Origin of the sequence: Marinobacter sp. VGCF2001 (assembly GCF_049943275.1) — a bacterium.
Lineage (GTDB): Bacteria > Pseudomonadota > Gammaproteobacteria > Pseudomonadales > Oleiphilaceae > Marinobacter.
The window spans coordinates 16,786-39,040 of record NZ_JBNFVX010000006.1; the positions used below are offsets into that span (position 1 = coordinate 16,786).

A 22,255-nucleotide genomic window follows, 5' to 3' on the forward strand; every position below is an offset into this window, starting at 1 on the left:
CGCAGCCCGCACCACGACCGCTTTCTGTGATCATTACTACATATTGTGGTTAAAAAGTGCTCGAGATAACCGTTTTGGAATACAGGTTTTTGTGACTTCTGCACGTATCCGAAAACGACGTGTCGGTAAAGTGTTAGCGTGGCGTCGTAACACTGTAGTGGCCCACAGGAAGTGATAACGACTATAAAAGGAAAAGAACAATGAAAGGCCTGAAACCTACCGTTCTTGCGCTGTGCATCGCCGGGGCGCCCCCGGCGGCCCTGGCGTTTCAACCGTTAGATGAAACCACGATGGGCAACATCACCGGCCAGGCCGGTGTGACCATTGAACTGGAAACCAAGGTCGACATCGGTCGCTTTATCTATACAGATGAGGGCTCTTTGTCGGTTAGCGATATCAGCATTGGCGGTGCGGAGCGCACCGACTTCTTCGGCTATAGCGGCCTCGCGGGTACCTCTGCCTCTGATAAGCTCGATAATATCAAGGTCGATATCGATGTGTACTCGGATGGCGATGCGGTGATCAACATTCTGCCGATCCAGTTTTCGGCGGTGGATTTTCGCATCACCACCGGTGCCTGGGAATTGCTGAGCACGGATGGCAGTAATAACCAGACCCTGTTGATGAATAACTTCTTCGCAGAGGGGGTTGTGGGGCGCACGTCTATTGAAATCGACACCGCCACCGATGTGCTGAACTTCCGCGGCGCGTTTGCCATTGAAGTGATGAACTTCGATGTGCCGTTCCTGGCTATGGGTGTACGGGGATTGCAAATTACCGGAGCGGATTACGATCTTCGCCGGCCGAGCCCGCTGGACCTTTTCGCGGAAGTTGAGCTGGATGTGTATAGGGGAACAAGGCAGGCCGGTACTGGCGATGCCCTGGCGATCGATATGCCGGTATTTCGTGCCGATGTTGGCATTGAAGAGGTGATTGTCGGCCAGCACTCGATCGGTACTGTGTTTATGGACGACCTGGCCGTGAACAATACCGCGTTGCGTATCTACGGGCACTAATCGTCTGGCAGAAAAAGAAAAGCGGGGTGTAAGAGCCCCGCTTTTTCGTTTATCCCAGCAACAAGCTGTCGTCGTCGACTTCCAGCCCCCGTTGCTTTTCGAACAGGCCGAGCAGGTCTTTCACTTCGAGCCCGTCCCGGTCTTTGCCGGCAATGTCGAACACCACCTGGCCCTGATGCAGCATGACTGTGCGGTCGCCTACCTCCAGCGCCTGCTTCATACTGTGGGTGACCATCAGGGCAGTCAGATGCTGCTCTTCAATGATCTGCTGGGTCAGTTCCAGCACGAAGTTGGCGGTTTTCGGGTCCAGCGCGGCGGTGTGCTCGTCCAGCAGTAGAATGCTCGACGGCGTGAGGCTCGCCATCAGCAAGCTGACGGCCTGTCGCTGTCCGCCAGAGAGCAGGCCCATCTTGTCGCCCAGACGGTTTTCCAGCCCGAGCTTGAGTGTCGAAAGGCTTTCCCGGAATTGCCCGAGGTACTGTTTTTTCACCGCGCTGGTCAGGCCCCGGCGCTGGCCACGCTTGATGGCCAGTGCGAGATTTTCCTCAATCGAGAGGTTTTCGCAGGTACCGGCCAATGGGTCCTGGAACACCCGCGCCACCCGTGCCGCCCGTTTATGCGTGGGCAGGCGGGTAACGTCAAGGTTGTCCACGATAATCTGGCCGCTGTCGACCATGACTTCGCCGGCCAGTGCGTTCAGGAATGTGGATTTTCCGGCGCCGTTACTGCCAATGACGGTCACAAACTCGCCCTGGTTAACGGTCAGGCTCATGCCTCGAAGGGCGGGGTTCTCCAGCGGTGTGCCTTTACCAAAGGTAAGCCGCAGATCGGTTGCGCTGATCATGTTGTCTCCTCAGGCTTTTTTGCTGGTGAAGCGGCTGACGATCTTGGTACGAACGCCGGGCAACACAATGGCAAGGGTTACCAGAACCGCAGTAATCAGGTTCAGGTCTTGTGCCTGCAGGCCCAGGGCATCGGCGTTCAGGGCGAAAGCAATAGCCAGGCGGTAAATGATGGCACCGACAACGCAGGCCAACAGCGCGCGAACCACCGTAGAAGGTGTTATGACGGCTTCACCGCCAATCAGAGACGCCAGGCCGATAACGATAACCCCAACGCCCATGGTAACGTCGGCAGCACCCTGGCTCTGGGCAAAGAGTGCGCCGGCCATACCCACCAGGCCGTTTGAAAGGGCCACGCCGAGAACAATCATGCCGCCGGTGGCAATGCCCTGGGCGCGGGCCATGCGGGCGTTGGCGCCGGTGGCGCGCATGGCCAGGCCGGTTTCGGATTTCATGAACCGCCACAGCAAAATCAGTGAGGCAATGGCCACCAGTGTAAACAGCACTACCGGTACCTGGTGGAAGGCCATTCCCAGGTCGTACCAGGGAGTCAATACGGTGTCTTCGGTGAGCAGAGCCACGTTGGGCCGACCCATGATGCGCAGGTTAACCGAGTAAAGCGCAATCATGGTGAGGATAGAGGCCAGCAGGTTCAGGATGTGGAGTTTTACATTCAGAAGGGCGGTGACGGCACCGGCAGCCATGCCGGCCAGTGCAGCGCAGCCGGTTGCCAGCCAGGGGTTCCAGCCTTCAATGATAAGCATGGCAGCAACGGCGGCGCCTAATGGAAAGCTGCCGTCTACTGTCAGGTCGGGGAAGTCGAGTACACGAAACGAGAGGTAGATACCAAAGGCTACCAGACCGTAGATCAGGCCGGTTTCGAGAGCACCGTAAAAAGCGATTTCACTGAGCATGGGTAATTTTTCACCGTGAAAGAAAACGGGCGGGCCCTTTTGGGGTCCGCCCGTGTTGGTCAGGCGTTACTTGTCGTTTGTGACGACTTCCTTGGCGTCCTGGATGAGGCTGTCGGGCAGGGTGATGCCCATGCGCTCACCGGCGGCTGGATTCACGAACAGATCCAGCTCTTCCATAGTCTCAACCGGCATATCGGCTGTGCCGGCACCTTCCAGTATTCTGGCAACCATGGCGCCCGTCTGGCGACCGTGGTTGTAATAGTCGAAGCCCAGGGCCGCGACAGCCCCGCGCGCTACGGTGGCCGTGTCTGCGGCGAACACGGGAATGTCAGCCCGCTCGCCCACGGAAACCACCGCCTCTGCCGCGCTGATCACGGTGTTGTCGGTGGTCAGGTAGATGGCGTCGGCCTTGCCGACCAGAGAGCGGGCCGCGCCCAGTACTTCGGAGGTCTTGGTGGCTGCGCCTTTGACCAGTTCCATGCCACGGGCCTGCAAACGCTCTTCCAGTAGCTCGATCAGCGCTGCGGCGTTGGCCTCGCCCGGGTTGTAAACGGTGCCGATACGCTTGGCATCTGGCATGGCGCGCTGAAGCATATCCAGATGCTTTTCGATGGGCAGCATATCGCTTACACCGGTGATGTTGGCGCCGGGGGCTTCCCAGCTTTTCACCAGTTTGGCCGCGACCGGGTCAGTCACCGCCGAGAACACCACCGGTATGTTGCGCGCTGCCGCAGCCACTGTCTGGGCCGATGGCGTGGCAATCGCAACGATCACGTCCGGGCTCTCGCCGACAAATTTGCGGGCAATCTGCGAGGCAATGGCACTGTTGCCCTGGGCGCTCTCGTGCATCAGGCGGAGATTCTCGCCTTCACGGTAACCGCGTTCAGCCAGCTCATCCTTCACACCCTGGTGAGCGGCATCCAGTGCCGGATGTTCAACAATTTGGGTAATCGCAACAACGCGTGGCTCGTCTGCCTGAACCAGGCCGGCTGCGGCCAGCAGCGAGGCACCAATTAGCGTGCGCAGGGATTTCTTGGCCATATGCCCATCTCCGAGTCAGTTTCTGTTTTTTTCCCGCGAAAACGGGGGCAAAAATTCAAGGTGCGCAAGTTTACCACAGCCACAGGCCAATCGGTGTAGCGCAGGGGGCAGATTCTTCAAAGCAATGGTGAGTAAGTTGCAAAAGCGATTTATTTTGCACGGATCACGTTTTGACGGGCTCAGATGTGTTGAAATACGATACCAAAGTCTAATAATACGAGAACGCGACTCAGCGAATCCAAACTATAACGACAAATCAGGAAGGTCCATGGATACAACGACAAAGCTCCCGCTGGATATGGTCTACCACTGGGAGGCCACCAGCCCCGATTCCCTATACATGACACAGCCCATCGGCAATGGTCAGGTAGTTGAGTACACCTGGGGCCGGGCCGTGGATGAAGCGCGCCGGATGGCTGCGTATCTGAAATCGCTGAACCTGCCGGAGAAAAGCCGGATTGGTCTGATTTCCAAGAACTGCGCCCAGTGGGTGATGACAGACTGGGCCATCTGGATGGCTGGCCACATCTCTGTGCCGCTGTATCCGACATTGAACGCGGATACCGTTAATTACATTCTCAACCACGCTGAATGCGATGTGCTCTTCGTGGGTAAGCTGGATGACTGGGACGCCATGAAGCCGGGTGTGCCGGAGTCTGTTCGCTGCATTTCCTACCCGCTGAGCCCGCCCAATGATTTCGAGACCTGGGACGATATTGTTGCCAAGTATCCGGCGCTGGAAGAAAAGGTCGAGCGCGATCCGGAAGAGTTGGCCACCATCGTGTACACCTCGGGCAGTACCGGGCGACCGAAAGGCGTCATGCTGAGCTTCAATAACATGGCCTTTGCTGCGGCCGGTGGTATTGAAACTCTTGGCGTTGGCCCCGGTGAGCGGATGTTGTCCTACTTGCCGCTGGCCCACGTATTCGAGCGTACTTTTGTGGAGCTGGGTTCTCTGTATTCCGGTTTCGAGCTGTATTTTGCCGAGTCGCTGGATACGTTCGTACAAGACCTCCAGCGTGCACGGCCAACCTTGTTCCTGTCGGTACCGCGCCTGTGGGTGAAATTCCAGCATGGTGTTCTGCAGAAAGTGCCCAAGCAGAAGCTGGAGCGGCTCCTGAAGATTCCGGTGGTCAGCAAGCTGATCAAAAAGAAAGTACTCAAGGGGCTGGGGCTGGACAAGGTCAAGCTGGCGGGGTCTGGTTCTGCGCCGTTGTCGAACGACGTTCTCGACTGGTATCGCAACCTTGGGCTGGAGCTGCTTGAAGGCTACGGTATGTCTGAGAACTTCGCCTACTCCCATATGAACAAACCCGGTCGCACTCGCACGGGCTACGTGGGCGAAGCCTTGCCCGGTGTGGAGGTGAGAATCAGCGAGCAGGGTGAAGTGCTGGTAAAGAGCCCGGCCACCATGGTGGGCTATTACAAGGACGAGGAAAAAACCCGGGAAACCTTCACCGACGACGGGTTCCTGCGCACCGGTGACAAGGGCGAGATTGACGAGATGGGTCGCCTGAAGCTGACCGGCCGCATCAAGGAAATTTTCAAGTCCAGCAAAGGCAAGTACATTGCACCTGCGCCGATTGAGAATCAGCTGATGTCCCACGATGCCATCGAGATGGTCTGTGTGTCCGGTGCCAACCAGACCCAGCCACACGCGCTGGTGGTGTTGGGTGAGGAAATTCGCCCGAAAGCGGCAGACGAGGGCTTCAGAAAAGAGCTGGAAGAGAGCTTCAAACAGCTGATTCGGGACGTCAACAAAACGGTTGATCCTCACGAGCGGCTGGCGTTCATCACCATTGTCAGTGATGAGTGGTCTATTGAGAACAGCTTTCTCACCCCCACGCTCAAGCTCAAGCGTAACGTGGTGGAAGATGCCTATCAGGAGAAAGTCGACAGCTGGTACGCCAAGAAGCAGCCGGTCATCTGGCAGTAAGGCGCGGCGTTGATGAACAAAAAAGCCCGGCGGTTTGCCGGGCTTTTTTGTGTCTGGCCGGGGCTTTTTGCGGTGCTCAGGCCATGGTGCGGGAATTGGATATGGAACGGTTCATCAGGATGATCGGAATGATGCCGGCGACGACGATGATCAGTGCCGGCAGAGCGCTGTGGTACAGGCGTTCGTCTGAGGCAAACTGGTACACATAGGTGGCCAGGGTTTCGTAGTTGAAGGGCCTCAGGATCAGCGTGGCGGGCAGTTCCTTCATGCAGTCCACAAACACCACCAGAGCCGCAGTAACCAGTGTTCCCCGGAGAATCGGCAAGTGCACATTGATCAGCGTTTTGCCGGGCGTGTGGCCCAGCGAGCGGGAGGCCATATCCATACTGGGCGTGATTTTCTGGAGCGCGCTTTCGATACTGCCGGCCGACACTGCCAGGAAGCGAACGGTATAGGCGAACACCAGAGCGAATGCGGTCCCGCTGAGCAGAAGGCCGGTGCTAACGCCAAAATAGTCTCGCATCAGAGAATCCAGCCAGTTATCGAAGCCGGCGAGGGGAACGATAACGCCAACCGCCAGTACGGCACCAGGCATGGCGTAGCCAAGGCTGGAGAGGCGCATGAGAACCTGCATACCACGAGTGTTGTGAAGGCGCCGGCTGTAAGCCAGTGTGACGCCAATAATCAGGGTGGTCATGGCGGCCGCGCTGGAGAGAAACAGGCTGTTGAACGTGTTCTGGATGAAATCCGGATTCCAGCTCACATCAAAATACTCCCAGGCGTAATAGGCCAGGGTGGCGCCCGGAACAATAAAGCCGAAGATCAGGGGGATGGCGCACACCACCAGGCAAATCATCTGGCGCGGGAAAGACATGGTAAAGCGATGAATGGGTTCGCGGTTGTCGCGGGCCGCGTACTGTTGTTGCCGGCGGCGCGAGTATCGCTCAAGCGTTACCAGGATAACCACGAACATGAGCATGGTCGTGGCGATTTGCGCGGCGCCGCCCAGGTTGCCCAGATTCATCCAGGTATCGAACAGGCCGCGGGTGAGCGTTTGTACGGCAAAGAAATCGACGGTGCCAAAGTCATTCAGGGTTTCCATCAGTACCAGCGACAAACCCACAGCGATGGCAGGGCGGGCGATAGGAAGCACCACCCGGAAAAACGTGCTCAGTGCCGAGTGACCAAGACTGCGACTGACGGCAAACAGCGAGGGGGATTGTTCCAGAAACGCGGCCCGCCCCAGTAGGTAGACATAAGGATAAAGCACCAGGCCGAGCATCAGAATGGCACCTTCCAGGCTTCGTATTTCCGGAAACCAGTAGTCGCTGGCGTTTTGCCAGCCAAACACTTCACGCAGGGCGCGTTGAATCGGGCCGGCGTAGTCCAGCAAGCTGGTGTACACATAAGCGATGACATAAGCGGGCACGGCAAAGGGCAGTAGCAGTGCCCACTCGAAGTATTTCCGCCCGGGAAACTCGCACATGGTAACGGTCCATGCGGTAGCCAGCCCTATTAACAGGGTGAGCGCACCCACGCCGATCATCAGTTTGAGGGTGGTGGTCAGGTAACGGGGCAGGGTGGTTTCAATCAGATGGGGCCAGATGTTCTCGTCTGGAAACAGTGCAAGAAACAGTACTGAGATTACCGGCAGCGCCACGATAGCGGTTGTGGCAATGGCGCTGATGAGCCAGCGTCTTGAGGTTCGTTTAGCCAGTAGCGGTTGGGAAAGCCCCGGGTTTGCACTGGTTACAGCCTCTGCCATGATGTTCCCGTTATCGTATTGGTGATGAGAAGTGTTGCGATTTTAGATACTGCATCGCTTCCCTGCAATGACCGTGGTCATCTTTATGGGCAACAAAAAAGGGTGCCCGGAAAGGACACCCTTTTTATTATCGCCTGTCAGGCTGGCAATCAGCCGTCGTAGTCAACGCGATCAACCAGTTTTACCGCCGCTTCGCGGTTCTTGGCGATCTCTTGCAGAGACAGATCGTCCGGGTGGATGCTGCCCCACTCGGCCACCAGGCCGGACGGTTCAATCGATGGGTTGGCCGGGTATTCGGTGTTGGCCTCGGCATAAATGCGCTGGGCCTCCGGCGAGGACAGGAACTCCATCAGCTTGACGGCGTTATCCTTGTTCGGAGCGCTCTTGGTCAGCGAGATACCACTGATGTTCACGTGGGTGCCACGCCCTTCGGCGTTCGGGAAGACCAGGTTTACCTGCTCGGCAATCGGGCGCTGGTTTTCGTCCATCAGCATATTGCCGTAGTAATAGCTGTTGCCGATAGAGATGTCGCACACGCCTTCAGCGATGGCTTTGATCTGGTCGCGGTCCCCGCCCTGGGGTTTGCGGGCAAGGTTATCTTTTACACCTTCCAGCCACTCTTCGGTCTTCTGTTCGCCGTGGTGGGCAATCATCGAAGAGATCAGTGCAATATTGTACGGGTGCTTGCCGCTGCGGGTACAGATGCGGCCTTCCCATTGGTCGTCTGCCAGTTGCTCGTAGGTGGTAATTTCGCCTGCTTCAACGCGATCTTTGGAGGCAAAGATGAGGCGGCCACGGGTAGTCAGGGCGTACCACTTGCCTTCGGGGTGACGCAGGTTTTCCGGAATATTGTCGTGAAGGGTATCGGTTTCAACACCGGCAACGAGGTCTTTCTCGACCAGTTCGTTGATGCGGGAGATGTCGACAGTCATAACCACGTCTGCCGGGCTGTTGCGACCCTCGCGCTCCAGGCGCTCTGCCAGGCCTTGTTTGGCAAACACAACGTTTGCGTCAATACCGGTTTGTTCGGTAAATGCGTTGAGCAGGGGCTCCAGGAGATACGCCTGGCGGTAGGAGTAGATGTTGACTTCGCCGTCGGCGGAGGCGGAGAGCGGCATGGCTGCCAGGGCGATAGCGGCAGTTGCGGCAAGCTTCATTCGCATATTGATCATCCTTTATGTCGCATGGCTGAGAGTAAATGCGCGCCTGTGAGTGAGTGCTACAGGCATTTAATAACGACAACTATTCTCATTGCTAACCGCGAATGAGTCAATAACCCTTCAGGGATATTTTCCGGGAAATAGTGTTATCCTTCATAGGACTATAAGAACGCAGCAAATGGGCAGGGTTTCCGGGCATGGTCGGTAGTGATCGCAGAGAGCACAGTCGCACGGCAATGAGTGCAAAAGTGAAGTTGGTCCATGAACAACTGGGTGAGTTTCTTTTTTCGACCCAGGACATTTCAGACGGTGGCGTGTTTATCATTGTGGGGGAGCAAGACTTCGAACCTGCTATTGGTGACTGCGTCACGGTTCAGGTACAGGGGCTTCCTGTTCCGGCACCGGTTCTTGATATGGTTGTGGTCCGCCGCACAGTTGAAGGTTTCGGGCTTCAATTTGCGGGTGACGAGCCCTAGCGGCAGCACGAGTCAGCGCACAGAATTGAGGGGGCGTGAATAAATGGACAGGTCTTGCCTTACCAGCCGGGGAATCCGTGGCAGTGTAAAAGTGGCTGTGGTGACGGCGTGGGTGTTTTTGTTGACTGGCTGCGCCAGTTACTTCACCCACTATGCGATGTTTCCGGCGGAGAATTCTGCCGGGGAGAGTCGTCAGGTAAGGGTCAGCTGGCAATCGGCAGAATACCCCGGCTGGTGGCCTGGTCGTGATCAGGCCACCACCATGAAAGTGGAAACCCAGTGCAGTGAGCGGGTATGGCGCATTGCCGATAAGAGTCATGCCGAAGCCGGCGATTGTGCGGCGGGAATCCGGGCTTGTGGTGTTCAATCGCGGGATATTCATGCTGCAACCAATGCGCCGGCAACCGATGACACCCTGTGCATGAGCGTGCACACCCCGAATGAAAAGGAGCGTGTCGCCGACGTTGGCAGCCGATTCGATTTGCTGGTGTCCTGTCAGCCGGCCAGTCCAGCAATCACGAGGGATGGTGAGTCGGTTAATGTGGATTATCTCAGGCCATCGGCGGTGGCCTATACTGTTTATGCCAGAAAGGTGCCGCGAGGGTCTTTGAGTGCCCGTTTGCCGAATTTTGATGAGGCGGTCTGCCGGGAAGATTGATGGCTGTCTTCTTCTTCGTGTGAGCCCTGTCACATTGCTACATTTCGTTGCCTGATGAAAATGTAGGTTACGCTTTGTTGCTGGCGGGTAACGCTTGGCTACGATTTCGTAATGGAGTCTATCCGGGAACGTGGCACACTGGGTGCAATAAGATAATCTCTGTTCCTGAGGTGTGTAGTGGGCGTCCGTCAAAAGAAGATTGCGGTTCACGATCTTGAGATCGGCATGTTTGTGTCTGATCTGGATCGCCCCTGGCACCAGACGCCCTTTCCGATTCAGGGTTTTTATCTTCGCACCGAAAACGATCTGAAAGCGGTTGTTTCCCATTGCAAGTGGGTGATGATCGATGTTGCCGAAACCCGTGAAGATCTCTCAGTAGGTTCGGAATCCGTTCGCCCGTTCGCGCGCAGATCTGCCGCCCGTTCCGGTGGCCGGGAAATAGTGCAATTGCCGCCTCTGAGCATTCGCGAGCCGGTTAAGTACAAGAGTGAAACGCCACTCCGCAAAGAACTGAAAACTTCCCGTAAACTCCTGACTGATGCCGAGTTGGCACTCAGCCGGATGTTCGAGACGGTTCAGGCCGAGCAGGTTCCTGATTTGCGGCCGGCCGCAGAAGTGACCCGCCGAATGGTTGAGAGCGTGACTCGCCAACCCAATGCACTGTTGTGGCTCAGCCGCACCCGCCAGTATGACGACTTTATCTATCGGCACGCGCTGAACACGGGTGTGTGGGCCCTGGTGTGCGGGCGCCAGCTGGGTTTGAATGAGGGGCTTTTGAACCACCTGGGGATTGGTTGTTTGCTGTCACAGGTGGGTAAGATGACGTTGCCCAAAGCGATGCTTGTGCGTGAGCACCAGTTGTCGGCCGATGAATACGCGACCTACCGCACCTACGTTGAGCGCGGTAGCGAAATGCTGGAAGGCTCCGGCTTGTCCCGGGCAGTCATGAGTGTTGTGGTGGGGCATCGTGAGCGCCACAACGGCTCTGGCTTTCCCAAAGGCATCCGTGGTGATCGTATTCCACTGCTGGCAAAAGTTGCCGGTATTGCCGAGTTTTTCGAGTCGCTGATTGCGCCCAGGGACGGCCAGGAGCCCATGACACCCGCCAAAGCGGTATCGCTGCTTTACGATATGCGGAACATCGAGTTTCAGGAAGACCTGGTTGAGGCCTTTATTCAGGCGGTAGGGGTCTACCCGACCGGAACACTGGTGGAGTTGTCGGACGGCCAGCGTGGGGTTGTGGTGTCGCATTCGCCGGGAAGGCGCTTGTGGCCAAGCGTTATGGTGATGCAGGATTCTGATCGACGCCCGCTTAAATCGGCCAAGGTAATTGACCTGGCGCGTTATAACGAGTCAAAGGTTGCCGCAGAGCTGCTGACCGTTCGTGAGTGCTTGCCCCACGGCACCGATGGTCTGGACCCGGCCCGATACGATGTAACCGGTGCCGAATCGCGGTGGTCTATCGGCAAGCTGATCAATCGATAAGAACGCGTATCTGTTTACGAACCCAGCGGTACGTGCCTTCAGGCCGGAAATTGACCAGAAGTTCAGATTCTCCACCCGTCGAGCCGTTCACCACGTATTCGACTTCCGCTTCCTGCCAGCTTTCGGCGTTTATATAGACATCCGTTGGCCGTTTGCTCTGGGCCTGTAACTGGGCAAGCTGAGGCGAACCGTCAATTTTTTTCACTGCAACGGTTTTGATGCCCGTGTCACCGGCGGAATGTGTGGCGTCTTCAGGCGACAGATAGTATTGACGGGACAACGCCCGGGTGATGGAGGCCAGCTCCCGCGACAGATAGTTTCTCGCTTGTTCGTTATCGAACTCGCTCAGGTTGCGAACGGATTGCAAAATGCGTTCTCTGAGTGCTTCCAGGTCTTCTTTGTAGTCGATGTCCGGGTCAAGTTCACCATCGACCGGGCGCACCGGCGCATTGTCGATCTCTTCCGGGCTTGGTGGCTGCCCGCAGAGCGGGTCATTCTCGGGGTAGAAGCAGATTTCGGCCAGAATCCGGTTGGCGGGTGATTCCTCGGCGGTGAATTCACTGACACCAACGCTGAAGTCCAGGGTATTGGGCAGGTCAGGGTCGGCCAGTATCGCATTAAGCTGGCCGATAACCCGCTCCCGGATATCAATGCCTTCGTCGTCGTCGACATTTTCCGTCCAGTGCAGTGCCAGTAGAAAACGCGACAGGTTCATCAGTGTGTTGTCGTCGAATAGCGCTCGCTCACGCACCTGATGACTGCTGAGCCCTTCATCGTCGACGCCGGGAGTTTGCAGCGCAGAACGGAGGTTGGGCACAAATTCGAGAAAGGTCACGTAGTCCCTGGCGGGAATACCTTCGGCAATGGGCAGGTCTCCGACTTTCAGCGAGAGCGTTTCGCCAGGATAGAAGCGGAACCGGCCCTGAGCGTCAGTAGTGCCGGACTGGCTGGCGGTCTGGTAATCCAGGCCACGGACACCGAGAAAGTGGATTTGCCCGGTGCGTGCATCGTCAGACCCGGAACTGCCGCCGCTATCTAGGCAGCCGCTCATGACGATGGCTGCGGAAACGGGCAGGAGAAGACGAGTGAGGTGAACGAGTTTCATGGTGTGTCGTACAATCCCTTCGCGTTGACCCGGAGCATCCGGTGGCCGGTGTCCGATTTGTAAGTTGTTGTAACGGCATTATAGGGGCGTCGGCCCGGGTTTATCTGGAATCCTGTCGCAGTTTGGGCGTTTGGGGCGTTCCGGGTTGAGGGCCGGCTCCCTTGAAATTCCGGTACCAGCCACAATCAAATAGCTCTCTATCTTTTAACCTCCTTCGGAGCCATGTTTCTATTCAACGGTGGGGTGTATGACCTACGCACTGGAAATTGAGGGGCTGACCAAGAATTACAGCGATGGCTTTCAGGCATTGAAGGGCATTGATCTTTATGTGCGCGAGGGCGATTTCTTCGCGTTGCTCGGCCCTAACGGTGCCGGCAAATCTACCACCTTGGGCGTTGTCTCGTCGCTGGTGAACAAGTCCGGCGGCCAGGTGAGGGTGTTTGGGCACGACATCGACACGGATCTGTCCGGCGCCAAGCTTTCTCTGGGTGTGGTGCCGCAGGAGTTCAATTTTAATCAGTTTGAGAAAGTGGCCGACATTGTAACTACCCAGGCCGGGTATTACGGGATTCCCCTGAAAGTCGCGCGGGTTTCGGCGGAAAAATACCTGAAACAACTGGGCTTGTGGGACAAGCGTGACACTCCGGCCCGGATGCTGTCGGGCGGCATGAAACGCCGGCTGATGATTGCCCGTGCCCTGGTGCATGAGCCCAAGTTGTTGATTCTTGACGAGCCGACCGCCGGTGTGGATATCGAGTTGCGCCGTTCTATGTGGCAGTTCCTGGAGGAAATGAACCGCCAGGGCACCACGATTATTCTGACAACCCACTACCTGGAAGAGGCTGAAGCCTTGTGCCGTAACATTGCCATTATCGATCACGGCGAAATTATCCGGCACACGAGCAAGCGTGATTTGCTGCAGCAGTTGAGTGTGGAGACTTTCGTGCTCGATACCGAGCAATCGCTGGAAAGCGCACCGGAGCTGGCCGGGTTCAACACCAGCCTGGATGATGATGGCGCTCTTGAAGTAGATGTTGCCAAGGGGCAGGGCCTGAACGCCCTGTTCAAGGAGCTGGACAATCGTAACATTCGGGTACTGAGTATGCGCACCAAAGCCAACCGGCTCGAAGAGCTGTTCGTTCGTATGGTTGAGGATAACGCCCGGGAAACCAAACAAAGCAAAGAGGTGACAGCATGACACCGCAAGCTCTGTGGACAGCGTTTGCCACCATTGTCACCCGGGAGGTACGCCGTTTTACCCGAATCTGGCCGCAGACCTTGCTGCCGCCGGCTGTCACCATGACGCTCTATTTCATCATTTTCGGCAACCTGATTGGTTCGCGCATCGGTGAAATGGGCGGTTACGATTATATGCAGTTCATCGTGCCCGGGTTGATCATGATGGCGGTGATCACCAACTCCTACTCGAACGTGGTGTCGTCGTTTTTCTCGATGAAGTTCCAGCGGAGCATTGAGGAACTGTTGGTGTCGCCCGTGCCGAACTGGACGATTCTGGGGGGCTACGTGGCCGGTGGTATGGCTCGCGGTTTGAGTATCGGGCTGATCGTGACGTTACTGTCCCTGGCGTTTACCCGTTTGAGCATTCACAACCTGCCCATGGTGGTGGTGACCGTAATTCTCACCTCGGCCCTGTTTTCTGTCGGTGGCTTCATCAATGCGATGCTGGCCACCAAGTTTGACGACATTTCTATTGTCCCGACGTTTGTGCTGACGCCACTGACCTATCTGGGCGGCGTGTTTTACAGCATCGATTTGCTGCCGTCGTTCTGGCAGGGCGTTTCGATGATCAATCCGATTCTGTATATGGTTAATGGCTTCCGCTTCGGCATACTGGGTGTTTCGGACGTTAATCCGTTCGTGTCTCTTGGTATGATCCTGATTTTCATCGTCCTGCTGTCTGCGGTTGCTTTGCGCCTGCTTGCTCGCGGCAAGGGCATTCGACACTGATTCATTTGCGGAATTGTTATGGCTCTTGATAATGCACCGCTGGGCAAATCCAGCGAATACCCGGACCAGTACAACCCTGGGCTGCTTTTTCCGGTGGCCCGGGAAGAAAATCGCCGCAGGATTGGCCTGGAAGACGGCCGCTGGCCCTGGTTTGGTGAGGATATGTGGCAAGCCTGGGAAATCTCCTGGCTGAAGCCGGGCGGGGTGCCCGTGGTTGCCTGGGCAGAAATCCGTTTCCCGGCCGCCTCGCCGGCCATTATCGAAAGCAAGTCTCTGAAGCTGTACCTGAACTCCCTGAACCAGGCGGTATTTTCGTCGGCAGAGCAGGTGTCTGACACGATAACCGGGGACCTCTCCAGCGCCTGCGGTGCCGCGGTCGATGTGACGCTGTTGAGTGTAGACGCGTCTGCACCGGCGATCGGGCGCCCGGAAGGCTACGAATTGATTGACGACGAGCCAGTAGAACAGGTGGTTTACGAGTACTCGCCGGAATCGCTCGGAGCAGACGGGCCGCTAGTTAGCGAGGGGTTATGCTCCCACCTTCTGAAAAGCAACTGCCCGGTGACCGGCCAGCCGGACTGGGCAACGGTGCTTATTCGTTATACCGGCCAGAAGATTGATCGGGCGGGATTGTTGCGCTACATCGTGAGCTTTCGTCAGAAGCAGGATTTTCACGAGCACTGCGTTGAAACTCTGTTTACAGATTTGATGGCCCGGTGCCGGCCGGAGTCGCTGATGGTGTGCGCGCGTTACACCCGGCGCGGCGGGTTGGACATCAATCCCTGGCGCAGCACCAGCGCTGATGACGGCCCCGGGCCGAGGCTGGTCAGGCAGTAGCCGGCCAGCTCAGCCGGTATCGTCTTCCTGGCGCAGCCGGTCGGCTGCGTCTTCCAGGGCGCTGAGTATGGCTTTGCGCTCTTTTTCGGTGATCTTGTCGGAGTCCAGGTACATGGCAAAACCGCTGTGCTCATGCTCCAGGAAGCTCCGGTTTGGCCCCATGTCGCGCCGGAAATCCACCACCTCGTAAATTGGCACCGGCTTGCCAAAGCCTTTTACCGTGATCTCGCCTTTGTCCCGGCACATGATGCGATCTTTGATCAGCGAAAAGGTCTCGTAGGAAACCAGAATTTCTCCGGGTTCCGCCAGGGATTCCAGCCGGCTGGCCAGGTTTACTTCTTTGCCGATGATGGTGTAATCCATCCGGTTTTCGGCTCCGAAATTGCCGACGGTTGTGTATCCGGTGCTGATGCCCATGCGTATTTCCAGAGGCGTTTTGATACCCTGGCTGCGCCATTTCTGACGCATGATCTTCATGTGTTTCCGCATCTCGATAGCCATGGAGACACAGGCAAAAGCGTCCTCCCGTTGCCCGCGGCTGGTGGGGTCGCCAAAGAACACCATGATGGAGTCGCCAACGAATTTATCGATGGTGCCGCCGTATTTGAGGGCGACTTCAGACATACCGTTGAAGTAGTGATTCAGGAGCTCCGTCAGAGCTTCCGGCTCCATTTCTTCAGACAACTCGGTAAAGCCTTTGATGTCGGAAAAGAACACGGCGAGTTTCTTGCGCTGGGTCTCTAGCCGGACATCGCGCTCGCCCGTAAAGATGGACTGCCATACCTGGGGTGACAGGTATTTGGAGAGCTTGTGGGACAGGGCGATAGATTGCTCTCGCTGATTCTGGATCTGGGTTTTGGCCAGCAAGAGTGCCCGGGCCTGTTGATGGGAGTAATAGGCGGTAACGCAGATATAAGTGCCGGTGCCCAGGATGGCGACAATGCTGGTAAGCAGCGGGGCTTCAAAGCTGGTTGCGGTGCCCATGGTTGCAACGGCGGCGGCGATGGCGGCTGACATCAGGACGGTGCCCAGCAGCCATTGGCGGACACCGCCAACAATAAGACAGCTGAACATCAGCATAAGGGCGACCGATACTGACGGGATGGCCACCAGACCGATGAGCCCGACAAAGCCACCGCCGATTATGCAGTCAAAAAACAGCATTTTTTGCCGAATGCGGGGCGAATTACGCAGAAACGTGCGCCGTGTCAGCGCGTGCGCGAGGTGGGGCCAGGTTAATGCGGCTGCCACCATCCAGAGCAGGTATTGAGGGAAAAAGCCCTGCAGAACGCCGGCCACCACAATAGAGGCCGTTGCCGTGTAGGCCAGTACCCGCCCGTTATAATCAGGCATGGGCGGAATTGCCACCGTGTGGTCGTACAGGTCACCTTGCGCCAGTTTGCCGCTGGTGCCGGCCATGGTGCGTAATTCGGTGGTTGCGCTGGTCATTGTCAGAACCGGATCCTTCCGATCAGCATATCGCGAAACATCACCCAGTCGCCCATCAGGCTGTAGACCGGATATTTGAAGGTTGCAGGCCGGTTTTTCTCATATCGGAAGTGGCCGACCCACGCAAAACCATAACCAATTACCGGCAAAGCCCATAGCCAGATGAGCTTACCGCTGAACACCGCCCAGAGGGCGACTAGAAGAACCAGCAAGCTGCCGGCGAAATGGAGGCGGCGACAGGTAACGTCGCTGTGCTCTTCGAGGTAGTAGGGGTAGAATTCTGCAAAGTTGCGAAATGCCCGCTGGTCGCTCATGGTATGCTGCCGATGCTTTATAATTGTTGGTTTGAACTACGACTAAAGATTAACAGTATTGCCTTGAACTCACAATTCAGCAGAACCGCCCCGATTCATTGTCATTCATGCAGCCTATCACCAGCGAGAGTGTATGAGTTCGATAACCCGTTTTATTCTTGACCGCGCCTCGGAACCCCGTTTGCAGGAGCCGGCACCACCGATGTCTGTTGTTGATCAGGCTCTTCGGTGCGCGGCGCGTGCGCCGGACCATGCATTGCTCAGGCCCTGGCGTTACCTGGTAGTAGAGGGCAGCGGATTGGCGGCTCTGGGCGAGCTTTTTGCTGCCTGTTGCCCGCCTGAAGCTGCGGACAAAGAGCGCGACAAAGCGCGGAGAGCGCCTGAGCGGGCGCCCATGGTGATCATCGGTATCGCTTCGCCGAACCATCACCCGAAGGTACCCGAAGCGGAGCAGGTTATGTCGGCTGCGGCCGGCATGAGTTTTCTGTCACTGGCTTTGAGCGACGCCGGCTATGGCACTATGTGGCGGACCGGGCCGGTGGCCTACCATCCTGCGGTGCACGAGGGTCTGGGGCTTCAGCCCGGAGAGTCGATCATCGGGTTTCTGTACACCGGCACCATAGCCAGTGAAAAACCCCCGGTGCCGAGGCCGGATACCGGGAGTTATGTGGCGCGGTGGGAGGCGCCCGGGCAGCTGTCCACCTGGGAAACCTGAGCTGCCGGTAGCGGCAAGCCGGGCTGGGGAAAGTCATTGCCGCCCCCGCCAGCGGAAACGTTTTTTTGCCGCTTATTTAATGTACAAGCTACCCTGAAGCCCGCGTCAATGCGGGCTTTTTCAATTCTGGCACCCCGCTTGCTTAATCCATTTCAGAACGCACAACCGGCAATCCCACAGGTTCAGCCTGGCTGGTGCAAAGATCTGGAGGCAGTGATGGCAATTACATTCGACAGTGCGCTGGGAATTCATGAGCACGCATTGCAGGCGCGGGTGAAGCGCGCCGAAGTGTTGGCTAATAATCTGGCCAACGCCGACACCCCGGGATACAAAGCCCGTGATCTGGATTTCCGGGCGATGATGCAAAAAGCCCAGGATTCCATGACCGGGCTCGGTATGACCACAACCCAGAGTGGGCATATGGATACCTCCAGCGCGGGTAGCGATGGTGAGCTGCTGTATCGCACTCCTCACCAACCCTCGATTGATGGCAATACCGTAGATGCCCAGGCCGAGCAGAGCCGGTTTATGCGCAATGCCATGGACTATCAGGCCAGCTTCCAGTTTCTGAGCAGCAAGTTTTCCGGCCTGACCAAGGCGCTGAAAGGCGAATGAGCCGCAGCTCTTACCCGATAGAAGGAGGTTGTCATGTCCCTGGGTAATATTTTTGATATCGCCGGTTCCGGTATGACCGCGCAGTCACTGCGTCTCAATACCACTGCATCCAATATTGCCAACGCCGAAACTGCCAGCTCCAGCACGGAGACGACCTATCGCGCACGAAAGCCGGTGTTTGCTGCCATCCAGCAGTCGATGCTGAATCCGGACCAGCAAGGCTTCGGAATGAACGCCGACGAGGGCCCGGGTGCCGGTGTCCGGGTTGAGGGCGTAGTTGAAAGCGATGCCGAGCTGCAAATGCGTTACGAGCCGAATCATCCAGCGGCCGACGAAGAGGGGTATGTGTATTACCCCAACGTGAATGTGGTCGAGGAAATGGCGGACATGATGTCGTCATCCCGCAGTTTCCAGATGAATGTGGATGTGATGAACACCGCCAAATCTATGATGCAACGAATTCTGACGCTGGGTCAGCAGTAAGAGAACGGGGAGTAAGCCATGAGTGCAGTGAATTCCGCAGCCGCCTCTGATGTGCTGAGTCAGTATCGGGCCCAGCAGGACACTGGGGCCGGGAAAAGCAACGAGCTGGGCAAAGATGCTTTTATGGAGCTGATGCTGGCCCAGCTGAAAAACCAGAACCCACTGGAGCCCCAGGACAACGGCGACTTCATCGCCCAGCTGGCCCAGTTCAGTTCCCTTGAGGAAATGCAGAATCTTTCCGGCCGGGTAGATGATGTGGTTGGGCAGTTCCGTTCCAGCCAGGCCCTGCAGGCCTCGGCCATGGTGGGCAAGACCGTGCTGGCGCCGTCTCAGGTGGGTATTCTCGGCGCTGAGGGTGAAATCACCGGGACTATTCAGGTGCCGGCCACCACGGGTGGCCTGAACCTGTCGGTGATGAACGAGAGCGGTGAGCTGGTGCGGCAAATTGATATGGGTGCCAGCCAGGCCGGTGTGGTTTCGTTCCAATGGGATGGCCAGGACGGAAACGGCAATGCTTTGCCGCCTGGCCCCTACACGATCGTGGCCAAGGGGTCTTACCCGTCTGGCATGGAGCAGCTGCCAACCATGGTCAGCGCGAATGTGGATAGTGTGTCGCTGGGTCAGAATGGCTCCGTCACATTGAATCTGGCAGGCATGGGGTCTATCCCGCTGTCTGAAGTCAAACAAATTAACTGATCCGCTGTCAGACCAGGAGGTATGAGTCATGGCATTTAATACAGGTTTGAGTGGCCTTCGGGCAGCATCGGTGGATCTGGAAGTCACGGGCAATAACATTGCCAATGCCAGCACCGTAGGGTTCAAGGGCAGCCGGGTGCAGTTTGGCGATCTCTACGCCAGTGGGTTTCTCAGTTCCGGTTCCAATCCGATCGGTGACGGCGTGCGGGTGCAGGATGTGGCCCAGTCGTTCGGTCAGGGCAACATCAGCTTCACGGACAATGGTCTGGATATGGCCATCAGTGGCGATGGTTTCTTTATCCTGAATAACGGCGGCGAAATCCGCTACTCCCGGGCCGGCCAGTTCACCATCGACAAGAACGGGTTTGTCATCAATAACCAGAACATGAAGGTGCAGGGTTACACCGCTGACGACGATGGCAACCTCTCGGGAATTCGAGGCGATCTGCAGATTCAGACCGACAACCTGGCTCCGCGCCGCACCACCAATCTTACCTCCAGTCTGAATCTGGACTCGCGGGAATCGGTGCTGGAGCGGCGCATTCGCGATTTTGCGCCCATTGGTATCGGCAGCCTTCGGGGTGAGGGCTTTAGCTTCAGCTATTCAGACGGCAGTACCGATTATTCTGTGCCGGCTATTGATGCCAATGCTTCGGCTCGGGACGCTGCTGCTGCCATCAACGCGGCCCCCGGTGTTACCGCCACCGCGACCACGTCGGCGGTGCTGGACGGTGGTCTGGACGACAATTTTGTCTCCACCGCGGGTGATTTCCGGTTGGAACTACAAGTCAATAACTCCGGAGCCATCCCGTTGGACCTGAGTAATGTGTCCTCGCTTGATGATGTGGCGAAGGCGATTAACGCGACTTCGGACAACGCCATTTCAGCTTCTGTAGTAGATCACGACGATGATCCGCTGACGCCCGAGCGCTTGCGCGTTATTCACAGCGGTGGCGATAAGCTCGATATTGCTTATGGTGATGCGGCAGCCGGCGCTTTGCCGGCACCGACCACGTTTGAGGGTGAGGTGCTGGTTACCACCGATCGCAATGTCAGCCAGGCGACCTCAGATGCCGGTACCACCAACTTCGTGGATACCTTTGATGCAACGCCCTTTACGGTAACGAACGAGTTCAATCCGATAGACCAGCGTACCTATAACCACGCTACGTCAACCACGATCTATGACAGCCTGGGTAATGATCACAAGCTGACCCAGTTCTATGTCAAAGAGCCGTCGCCGGGCAACGGGGTAGGTCAGAGCCAGTGGTCGGTCTATTTGCAGATTGATGGTGAGCTGGTGGGCGGTACCGACCAGACGCCCTACACCGCAACGTTCGATCAGGACGGTGAGCTGCAGTCGGTAAATGGCGATCCCAACGGCGAAATTATCATCACAGACTGGACCCCCAAAGATCCGAGCGGCGATCCCAACGGCGCCGATGGTCCCCCGGCCGACCCGGACAGCGTGGTCAGCCCGATTCCTGAGCCGGCAACCAGTTCTGCCTTTGTGCTTAACCTCGCCGATACCACCCAGTACGGCGCCGCGTTTGGTGTCAACGATCAGCGCCAGAACGGCTACACCACCGGTCGTCTGTCCGGGCTGGATGTCTCCGGTGAAGGCGTGATTTTTGCCCGTTACACCAATGGTCAGTCGAAGTCGCTGGGGCAGGTGGCGCTGGGGGCATTCAGCAATACCGATGGCCTGTCTCCGGTGGGTGATACCACCTGGGTGGAAACCTTTGAATCCGGCCAGCCGGTCATTGGTGCGCCGGACACCGGAACCCTGGGCTCGATTGAAGCCAGCTCGGTGGAGGAATCCAATGTCGATCTTTCTGCAGAGCTGGTAAACCTGATCATTGCCCAGCGCAATTATCAGGCTAACGCCAAGACCATCGAAACCTCCGATGCGGTTACGCAGACCATTATCAACCTCCGCTAATCCCGCCTTGAAATAAACATGGCATGACTCCTGCAGGAAGACTGGAAACAGTCAAAATTCCGGCAGGAGTTTGCCCATGGACAAAGCCCTCTACATTGGAATGTCTGGCGCCAAGCAGAACATGTTGGCCCAGCGTGCCCATGCCAACAACCTGGCCAATGTAAACACCACCGGATTCAAAAAGGATTTTGCCCAGGCGCGCAGTATGCCTGTGTTCGGTGAGCATCATCCCACCCGGGCCTATGCCATGACCGAAAGGCCTGGCACAGACCTCTCCGCAGGCGCCCTGATGGAAACCGGGCGCAAACTGGATGTGGCGGTGGATGGTGGTGGCTGGCTTGCTGTTCAGAACACTCAGGGGGAGGAAGTCTTTACCCGAACCGGCAGCCTGCAAGTCGATGTTAACGGCCTTGTACGGCTGCCCGGTGGCGAGTTGGTGCTGGGCAATGGTGGCCCGGTGGCGCTGCCGCCTTTCGATAACCTGCAGGTTGGGTCCGACGGCACGATTTCCATCGTCCCTGTGGGTGGGCCGCCCGATCAGTTGGTTGAAGTGGACCGCCTGAAACTCGTCAACCCGCCGGCTGATGCCCTCGAGAAAGGGCTCGACGGTTTTATCCGAAGAAAGCCCGAGCAGGCTCTGGACGGCCCTGAGCCGCCAGACGGCGCCATGCGTGTCGCGACTGGCTTTCTGGAAAGCTCGAACGTGAATGCGGTGGAAGAAATGATCTCTAACCTGCAGCTGTCTCGGCAGTATGAAATGCAGGTGAAGGTAATGTCGACCGCCAACGAAAATTCCGAGGCCACGGCACGACTGTTGCAGAACCTCTGATAACGATGA

The 22,255-nt window shown here is 57.1% G+C and carries 22 protein-coding genes; 14 read left to right on the forward strand and 8 right to left on the reverse strand.

The annotated features are described in order from the left end of the window. Positions 1-200: 200 nt before the first annotated feature. Complete coding sequence (locus tag ACP2AU_RS08180; RefSeq protein WP_426375630.1) at positions 201-1,016, forward strand: DUF6160 family protein; 816 nt, start codon at positions 201-203, stop codon at positions 1,014-1,016. Positions 1,017-1,065: 49 nt separating this feature from the next. Here ACP2AU_RS08180 and ACP2AU_RS08185 read toward each other — a convergent pair whose 3' ends face one another. The 3 genes from ACP2AU_RS08185 to ACP2AU_RS08195 form a co-directional block, all read right to left on the reverse strand. Beyond that, a complete protein-coding gene (locus tag ACP2AU_RS08185; RefSeq protein WP_426375631.1) occupies positions 1,066-1,860 on the reverse strand; it encodes an ABC transporter ATP-binding protein in 795 nt (264 codons plus the stop codon). A gap of 9 nt (positions 1,861-1,869) precedes the next feature. Beyond that, the gene (locus ACP2AU_RS08190; protein ID WP_426375632.1) at positions 1,870-2,772 is read right to left on the reverse strand and encodes an ABC transporter permease; all 903 of its coding nucleotides are present in this window, start codon (positions 2,770-2,772) and stop codon (positions 1,870-1,872) included. Between the two features lie 66 nt (positions 2,773-2,838). Then, entirely contained in the window at positions 2,839-3,813 is a 975-nt protein-coding gene (locus tag ACP2AU_RS08195) for an ABC transporter substrate-binding protein (RefSeq protein ID WP_426375633.1), read from the reverse strand. Positions 3,814-4,081: 268 nt separating this feature from the next. Here ACP2AU_RS08195 and ACP2AU_RS08200 point away from each other — a divergent pair, with 268 nt between their 5' ends. After that, a complete protein-coding gene (locus ACP2AU_RS08200; RefSeq protein WP_426375634.1) occupies positions 4,082-5,749 on the forward strand; it encodes an AMP-binding protein in 1,668 nt (555 codons plus the stop codon). Positions 5,750-5,825: 76 nt separating this feature from the next. Here the strand turns inward: ACP2AU_RS08200 and ACP2AU_RS08205 are convergent, their stop codons facing one another. Both ACP2AU_RS08205 and ACP2AU_RS08210 read right to left on the reverse strand, forming a co-directional pair. Then, the gene (locus ACP2AU_RS08205; RefSeq protein WP_426375635.1) at positions 5,826-7,514 is read right to left on the reverse strand and encodes an ABC transporter permease; all 1,689 of its coding nucleotides are present in this window, start codon (positions 7,512-7,514) and stop codon (positions 5,826-5,828) included. A gap of 149 nt (positions 7,515-7,663) precedes the next feature. Further along, complete coding sequence (locus ACP2AU_RS08210) at positions 7,664-8,677, reverse strand: Fe(3+) ABC transporter substrate-binding protein (protein ID WP_426375636.1); 1,014 nt, start codon at positions 8,675-8,677, stop codon at positions 7,664-7,666. 194 nt (positions 8,678-8,871) lie between these two features. Here ACP2AU_RS08210 and ACP2AU_RS08215 point away from each other — a divergent pair, with 194 nt between their 5' ends. From ACP2AU_RS08215 to ACP2AU_RS08225, 3 genes are all read left to right on the forward strand, one after another. Continuing rightward, on the forward strand, positions 8,872-9,150 hold the full coding sequence (locus tag ACP2AU_RS08215; RefSeq protein ID WP_426375637.1) for a PilZ domain-containing protein: 279 nt from the start codon (positions 8,872-8,874) through the stop codon (positions 9,148-9,150). 43 nt (positions 9,151-9,193) lie between these two features. Beyond that, positions 9,194-9,808, forward strand: a complete 615-nt coding sequence (locus ACP2AU_RS08220) for a hypothetical protein (RefSeq protein ID WP_426375638.1) — start codon at positions 9,194-9,196, stop codon at positions 9,806-9,808. A gap of 177 nt (positions 9,809-9,985) precedes the next feature. Continuing rightward, complete coding sequence (locus ACP2AU_RS08225; protein WP_426375639.1) at positions 9,986-11,293, forward strand: HD-GYP domain-containing protein; 1,308 nt, start codon at positions 9,986-9,988, stop codon at positions 11,291-11,293. On the opposite strand, the gene ACP2AU_RS08230 is transcribed toward ACP2AU_RS08225, so the two are convergent. Next, positions 11,283-12,344 carry an organic solvent ABC transporter permease gene (locus ACP2AU_RS08230; protein ID WP_426375640.1) on the reverse strand — a complete coding sequence of 354 codons (1,062 nt, stop codon included), beginning with the start codon at positions 12,342-12,344 and terminating at the stop codon, positions 11,283-11,285. The genes ACP2AU_RS08225 and ACP2AU_RS08230 overlap by 11 nt on opposite strands. Positions 12,345-12,645: 301 nt before the next feature. Here ACP2AU_RS08230 and ACP2AU_RS08235 point away from each other — a divergent pair, with 301 nt between their 5' ends. From ACP2AU_RS08235 to queF, 3 genes are read left to right on the forward strand one after another with little or no spacing between them, the layout of a single operon-like run. Next, positions 12,646-13,596 (forward strand): ABC transporter ATP-binding protein, encoded by a 951-nt coding sequence (locus ACP2AU_RS08235; protein ID WP_426375641.1) that lies wholly within the window; start codon positions 12,646-12,648, stop codon positions 13,594-13,596. Then, positions 13,593-14,366: an ABC transporter permease gene (locus tag ACP2AU_RS08240; RefSeq protein ID WP_426375642.1), complete on the forward strand. Its 774-nt coding sequence runs from the start codon at positions 13,593-13,595 to the stop codon at positions 14,364-14,366. Before ACP2AU_RS08235 ends, ACP2AU_RS08240 begins: the two co-directional genes overlap by 4 nt. An 18-nt stretch (positions 14,367-14,384) precedes the next feature. After that, positions 14,385-15,203, forward strand: coding sequence for an NADPH-dependent 7-cyano-7-deazaguanine reductase QueF (gene queF, locus ACP2AU_RS08245; RefSeq protein ID WP_426375643.1), 819 nt, complete (start codon positions 14,385-14,387; stop codon positions 15,201-15,203). A gap of 9 nt (positions 15,204-15,212) precedes the next feature. On the opposite strand, the gene ACP2AU_RS08250 is transcribed toward queF, so the two are convergent. Both ACP2AU_RS08250 and ACP2AU_RS08255 read right to left on the reverse strand, forming a co-directional pair. Continuing rightward, positions 15,213-16,652, reverse strand: coding sequence for an adenylate/guanylate cyclase domain-containing protein (locus tag ACP2AU_RS08250; RefSeq protein WP_426375644.1), 1,440 nt, complete (start codon positions 16,650-16,652; stop codon positions 15,213-15,215). Positions 16,653-16,654: 2 nt separating this feature from the next. Further along, positions 16,655-16,966 carry an Mpo1-like protein gene (locus ACP2AU_RS08255; protein WP_426375645.1) on the reverse strand — a complete coding sequence of 104 codons (312 nt, stop codon included), beginning with the start codon at positions 16,964-16,966 and terminating at the stop codon, positions 16,655-16,657. Between the two features lie 133 nt (positions 16,967-17,099). On the opposite strand from ACP2AU_RS08255, the gene ACP2AU_RS08260 reads away from it, so the two are divergent. The 6 genes from ACP2AU_RS08260 to ACP2AU_RS08285 all read left to right on the forward strand — a co-directional run bounded on the left by ACP2AU_RS08260 (position 17,100) and on the right by ACP2AU_RS08285 (position 22,246). Beyond that, positions 17,100-17,681 carry a nitroreductase family protein gene (locus ACP2AU_RS08260; RefSeq protein ID WP_426375646.1) on the forward strand — a complete coding sequence of 194 codons (582 nt, stop codon included), beginning with the start codon at positions 17,100-17,102 and terminating at the stop codon, positions 17,679-17,681. A gap of 216 nt (positions 17,682-17,897) precedes the next feature. Continuing rightward, positions 17,898-18,296, forward strand: coding sequence for a flagellar basal body rod protein FlgB (flgB, locus tag ACP2AU_RS08265; RefSeq protein ID WP_426375647.1), 399 nt, complete (start codon positions 17,898-17,900; stop codon positions 18,294-18,296). A gap of 33 nt (positions 18,297-18,329) precedes the next feature. Next, positions 18,330-18,779, forward strand: coding sequence for a flagellar basal body rod protein FlgC (flgC, locus tag ACP2AU_RS08270; protein WP_426375648.1), 450 nt, complete (start codon positions 18,330-18,332; stop codon positions 18,777-18,779). A gap of 18 nt (positions 18,780-18,797) precedes the next feature. Beyond that, positions 18,798-19,475, forward strand: coding sequence for a flagellar hook assembly protein FlgD (locus tag ACP2AU_RS08275; protein ID WP_426375649.1), 678 nt, complete (start codon positions 18,798-18,800; stop codon positions 19,473-19,475). A 28-nt stretch (positions 19,476-19,503) separates the two neighbouring features. Beyond that, positions 19,504-21,417, forward strand: coding sequence for a flagellar hook protein FlgE (locus ACP2AU_RS08280; protein WP_426375650.1), 1,914 nt, complete (start codon positions 19,504-19,506; stop codon positions 21,415-21,417). Positions 21,418-21,493: 76 nt separating this feature from the next. Further along, the gene (locus ACP2AU_RS08285) at positions 21,494-22,246 is read left to right on the forward strand and encodes a flagellar basal body rod protein FlgF (RefSeq protein ID WP_426375651.1); all 753 of its coding nucleotides are present in this window, start codon (positions 21,494-21,496) and stop codon (positions 22,244-22,246) included. The last annotated feature ends 9 nt before the right edge of the window (positions 22,247-22,255 follow it).

Excerpts from the sequence above, each read along its gene's own strand:
- queF (WP_426375643.1), top strand. The coding sequence starts at position 14,385 with ATGGCTCTTGATAATGCACCGCTGGGCAAATCCAGCGAATACCCGGAC.
- ACP2AU_RS08255 (WP_426375645.1), bottom strand. The coding sequence starts at position 16,966 with ATGAGCGACCAGCGGGCATTTCGCAACTTTGCAGAATTCTACCCCTAC.
- ACP2AU_RS08195 (WP_426375633.1), bottom strand. The coding sequence starts at position 3,813 with ATGGCCAAGAAATCCCTGCGCACGCTAATTGGTGCCTCGCTGCTGGCC.
- ACP2AU_RS08240 (WP_426375642.1), top strand. The coding sequence starts at position 13,593 with ATGACACCGCAAGCTCTGTGGACAGCGTTTGCCACCATTGTCACCCGG.
- ACP2AU_RS08280 (WP_426375650.1), top strand. The coding sequence starts at position 19,504 with ATGGCATTTAATACAGGTTTGAGTGGCCTTCGGGCAGCATCGGTGGAT.
- ACP2AU_RS08250 (WP_426375644.1), bottom strand. The coding sequence starts at position 16,652 with ATGACCAGCGCAACCACCGAATTACGCACCATGGCCGGCACCAGCGGC.
- ACP2AU_RS08185 (WP_426375631.1), bottom strand. The coding sequence starts at position 1,860 with ATGATCAGCGCAACCGATCTGCGGCTTACCTTTGGTAAAGGCACACCG.
- ACP2AU_RS08220 (WP_426375638.1), top strand. The coding sequence starts at position 9,194 with ATGGACAGGTCTTGCCTTACCAGCCGGGGAATCCGTGGCAGTGTAAAA.
- flgB (WP_426375647.1), top strand. The coding sequence starts at position 17,898 with ATGGCAATTACATTCGACAGTGCGCTGGGAATTCATGAGCACGCATTG.
- ACP2AU_RS08285 (WP_426375651.1), top strand. The coding sequence starts at position 21,494 with ATGGACAAAGCCCTCTACATTGGAATGTCTGGCGCCAAGCAGAACATG.
- ACP2AU_RS08230 (WP_426375640.1), bottom strand. The coding sequence starts at position 12,344 with ATGAGCGGCTGCCTAGATAGCGGCGGCAGTTCCGGGTCTGACGATGCA.
- ACP2AU_RS08200 (WP_426375634.1), top strand. The coding sequence starts at position 4,082 with ATGGATACAACGACAAAGCTCCCGCTGGATATGGTCTACCACTGGGAG.
- ACP2AU_RS08260 (WP_426375646.1), top strand. The coding sequence starts at position 17,100 with ATGAGTTCGATAACCCGTTTTATTCTTGACCGCGCCTCGGAACCCCGT.
- ACP2AU_RS08210 (WP_426375636.1), bottom strand. The coding sequence starts at position 8,677 with ATGCGAATGAAGCTTGCCGCAACTGCCGCTATCGCCCTGGCAGCCATG.
- flgC (WP_426375648.1), top strand. The coding sequence starts at position 18,330 with ATGTCCCTGGGTAATATTTTTGATATCGCCGGTTCCGGTATGACCGCG.
- ACP2AU_RS08235 (WP_426375641.1), top strand. The coding sequence starts at position 12,646 with ATGACCTACGCACTGGAAATTGAGGGGCTGACCAAGAATTACAGCGAT.
- ACP2AU_RS08205 (WP_426375635.1), bottom strand. The coding sequence starts at position 7,514 with ATGGCAGAGGCTGTAACCAGTGCAAACCCGGGGCTTTCCCAACCGCTA.
- ACP2AU_RS08180 (WP_426375630.1), top strand. The coding sequence starts at position 201 with ATGAAAGGCCTGAAACCTACCGTTCTTGCGCTGTGCATCGCCGGGGCG.
- ACP2AU_RS08275 (WP_426375649.1), top strand. The coding sequence starts at position 18,798 with ATGAGTGCAGTGAATTCCGCAGCCGCCTCTGATGTGCTGAGTCAGTAT.
- ACP2AU_RS08190 (WP_426375632.1), bottom strand. The coding sequence starts at position 2,772 with ATGCTCAGTGAAATCGCTTTTTACGGTGCTCTCGAAACCGGCCTGATC.
- ACP2AU_RS08215 (WP_426375637.1), top strand. The coding sequence starts at position 8,872 with ATGGTCGGTAGTGATCGCAGAGAGCACAGTCGCACGGCAATGAGTGCA.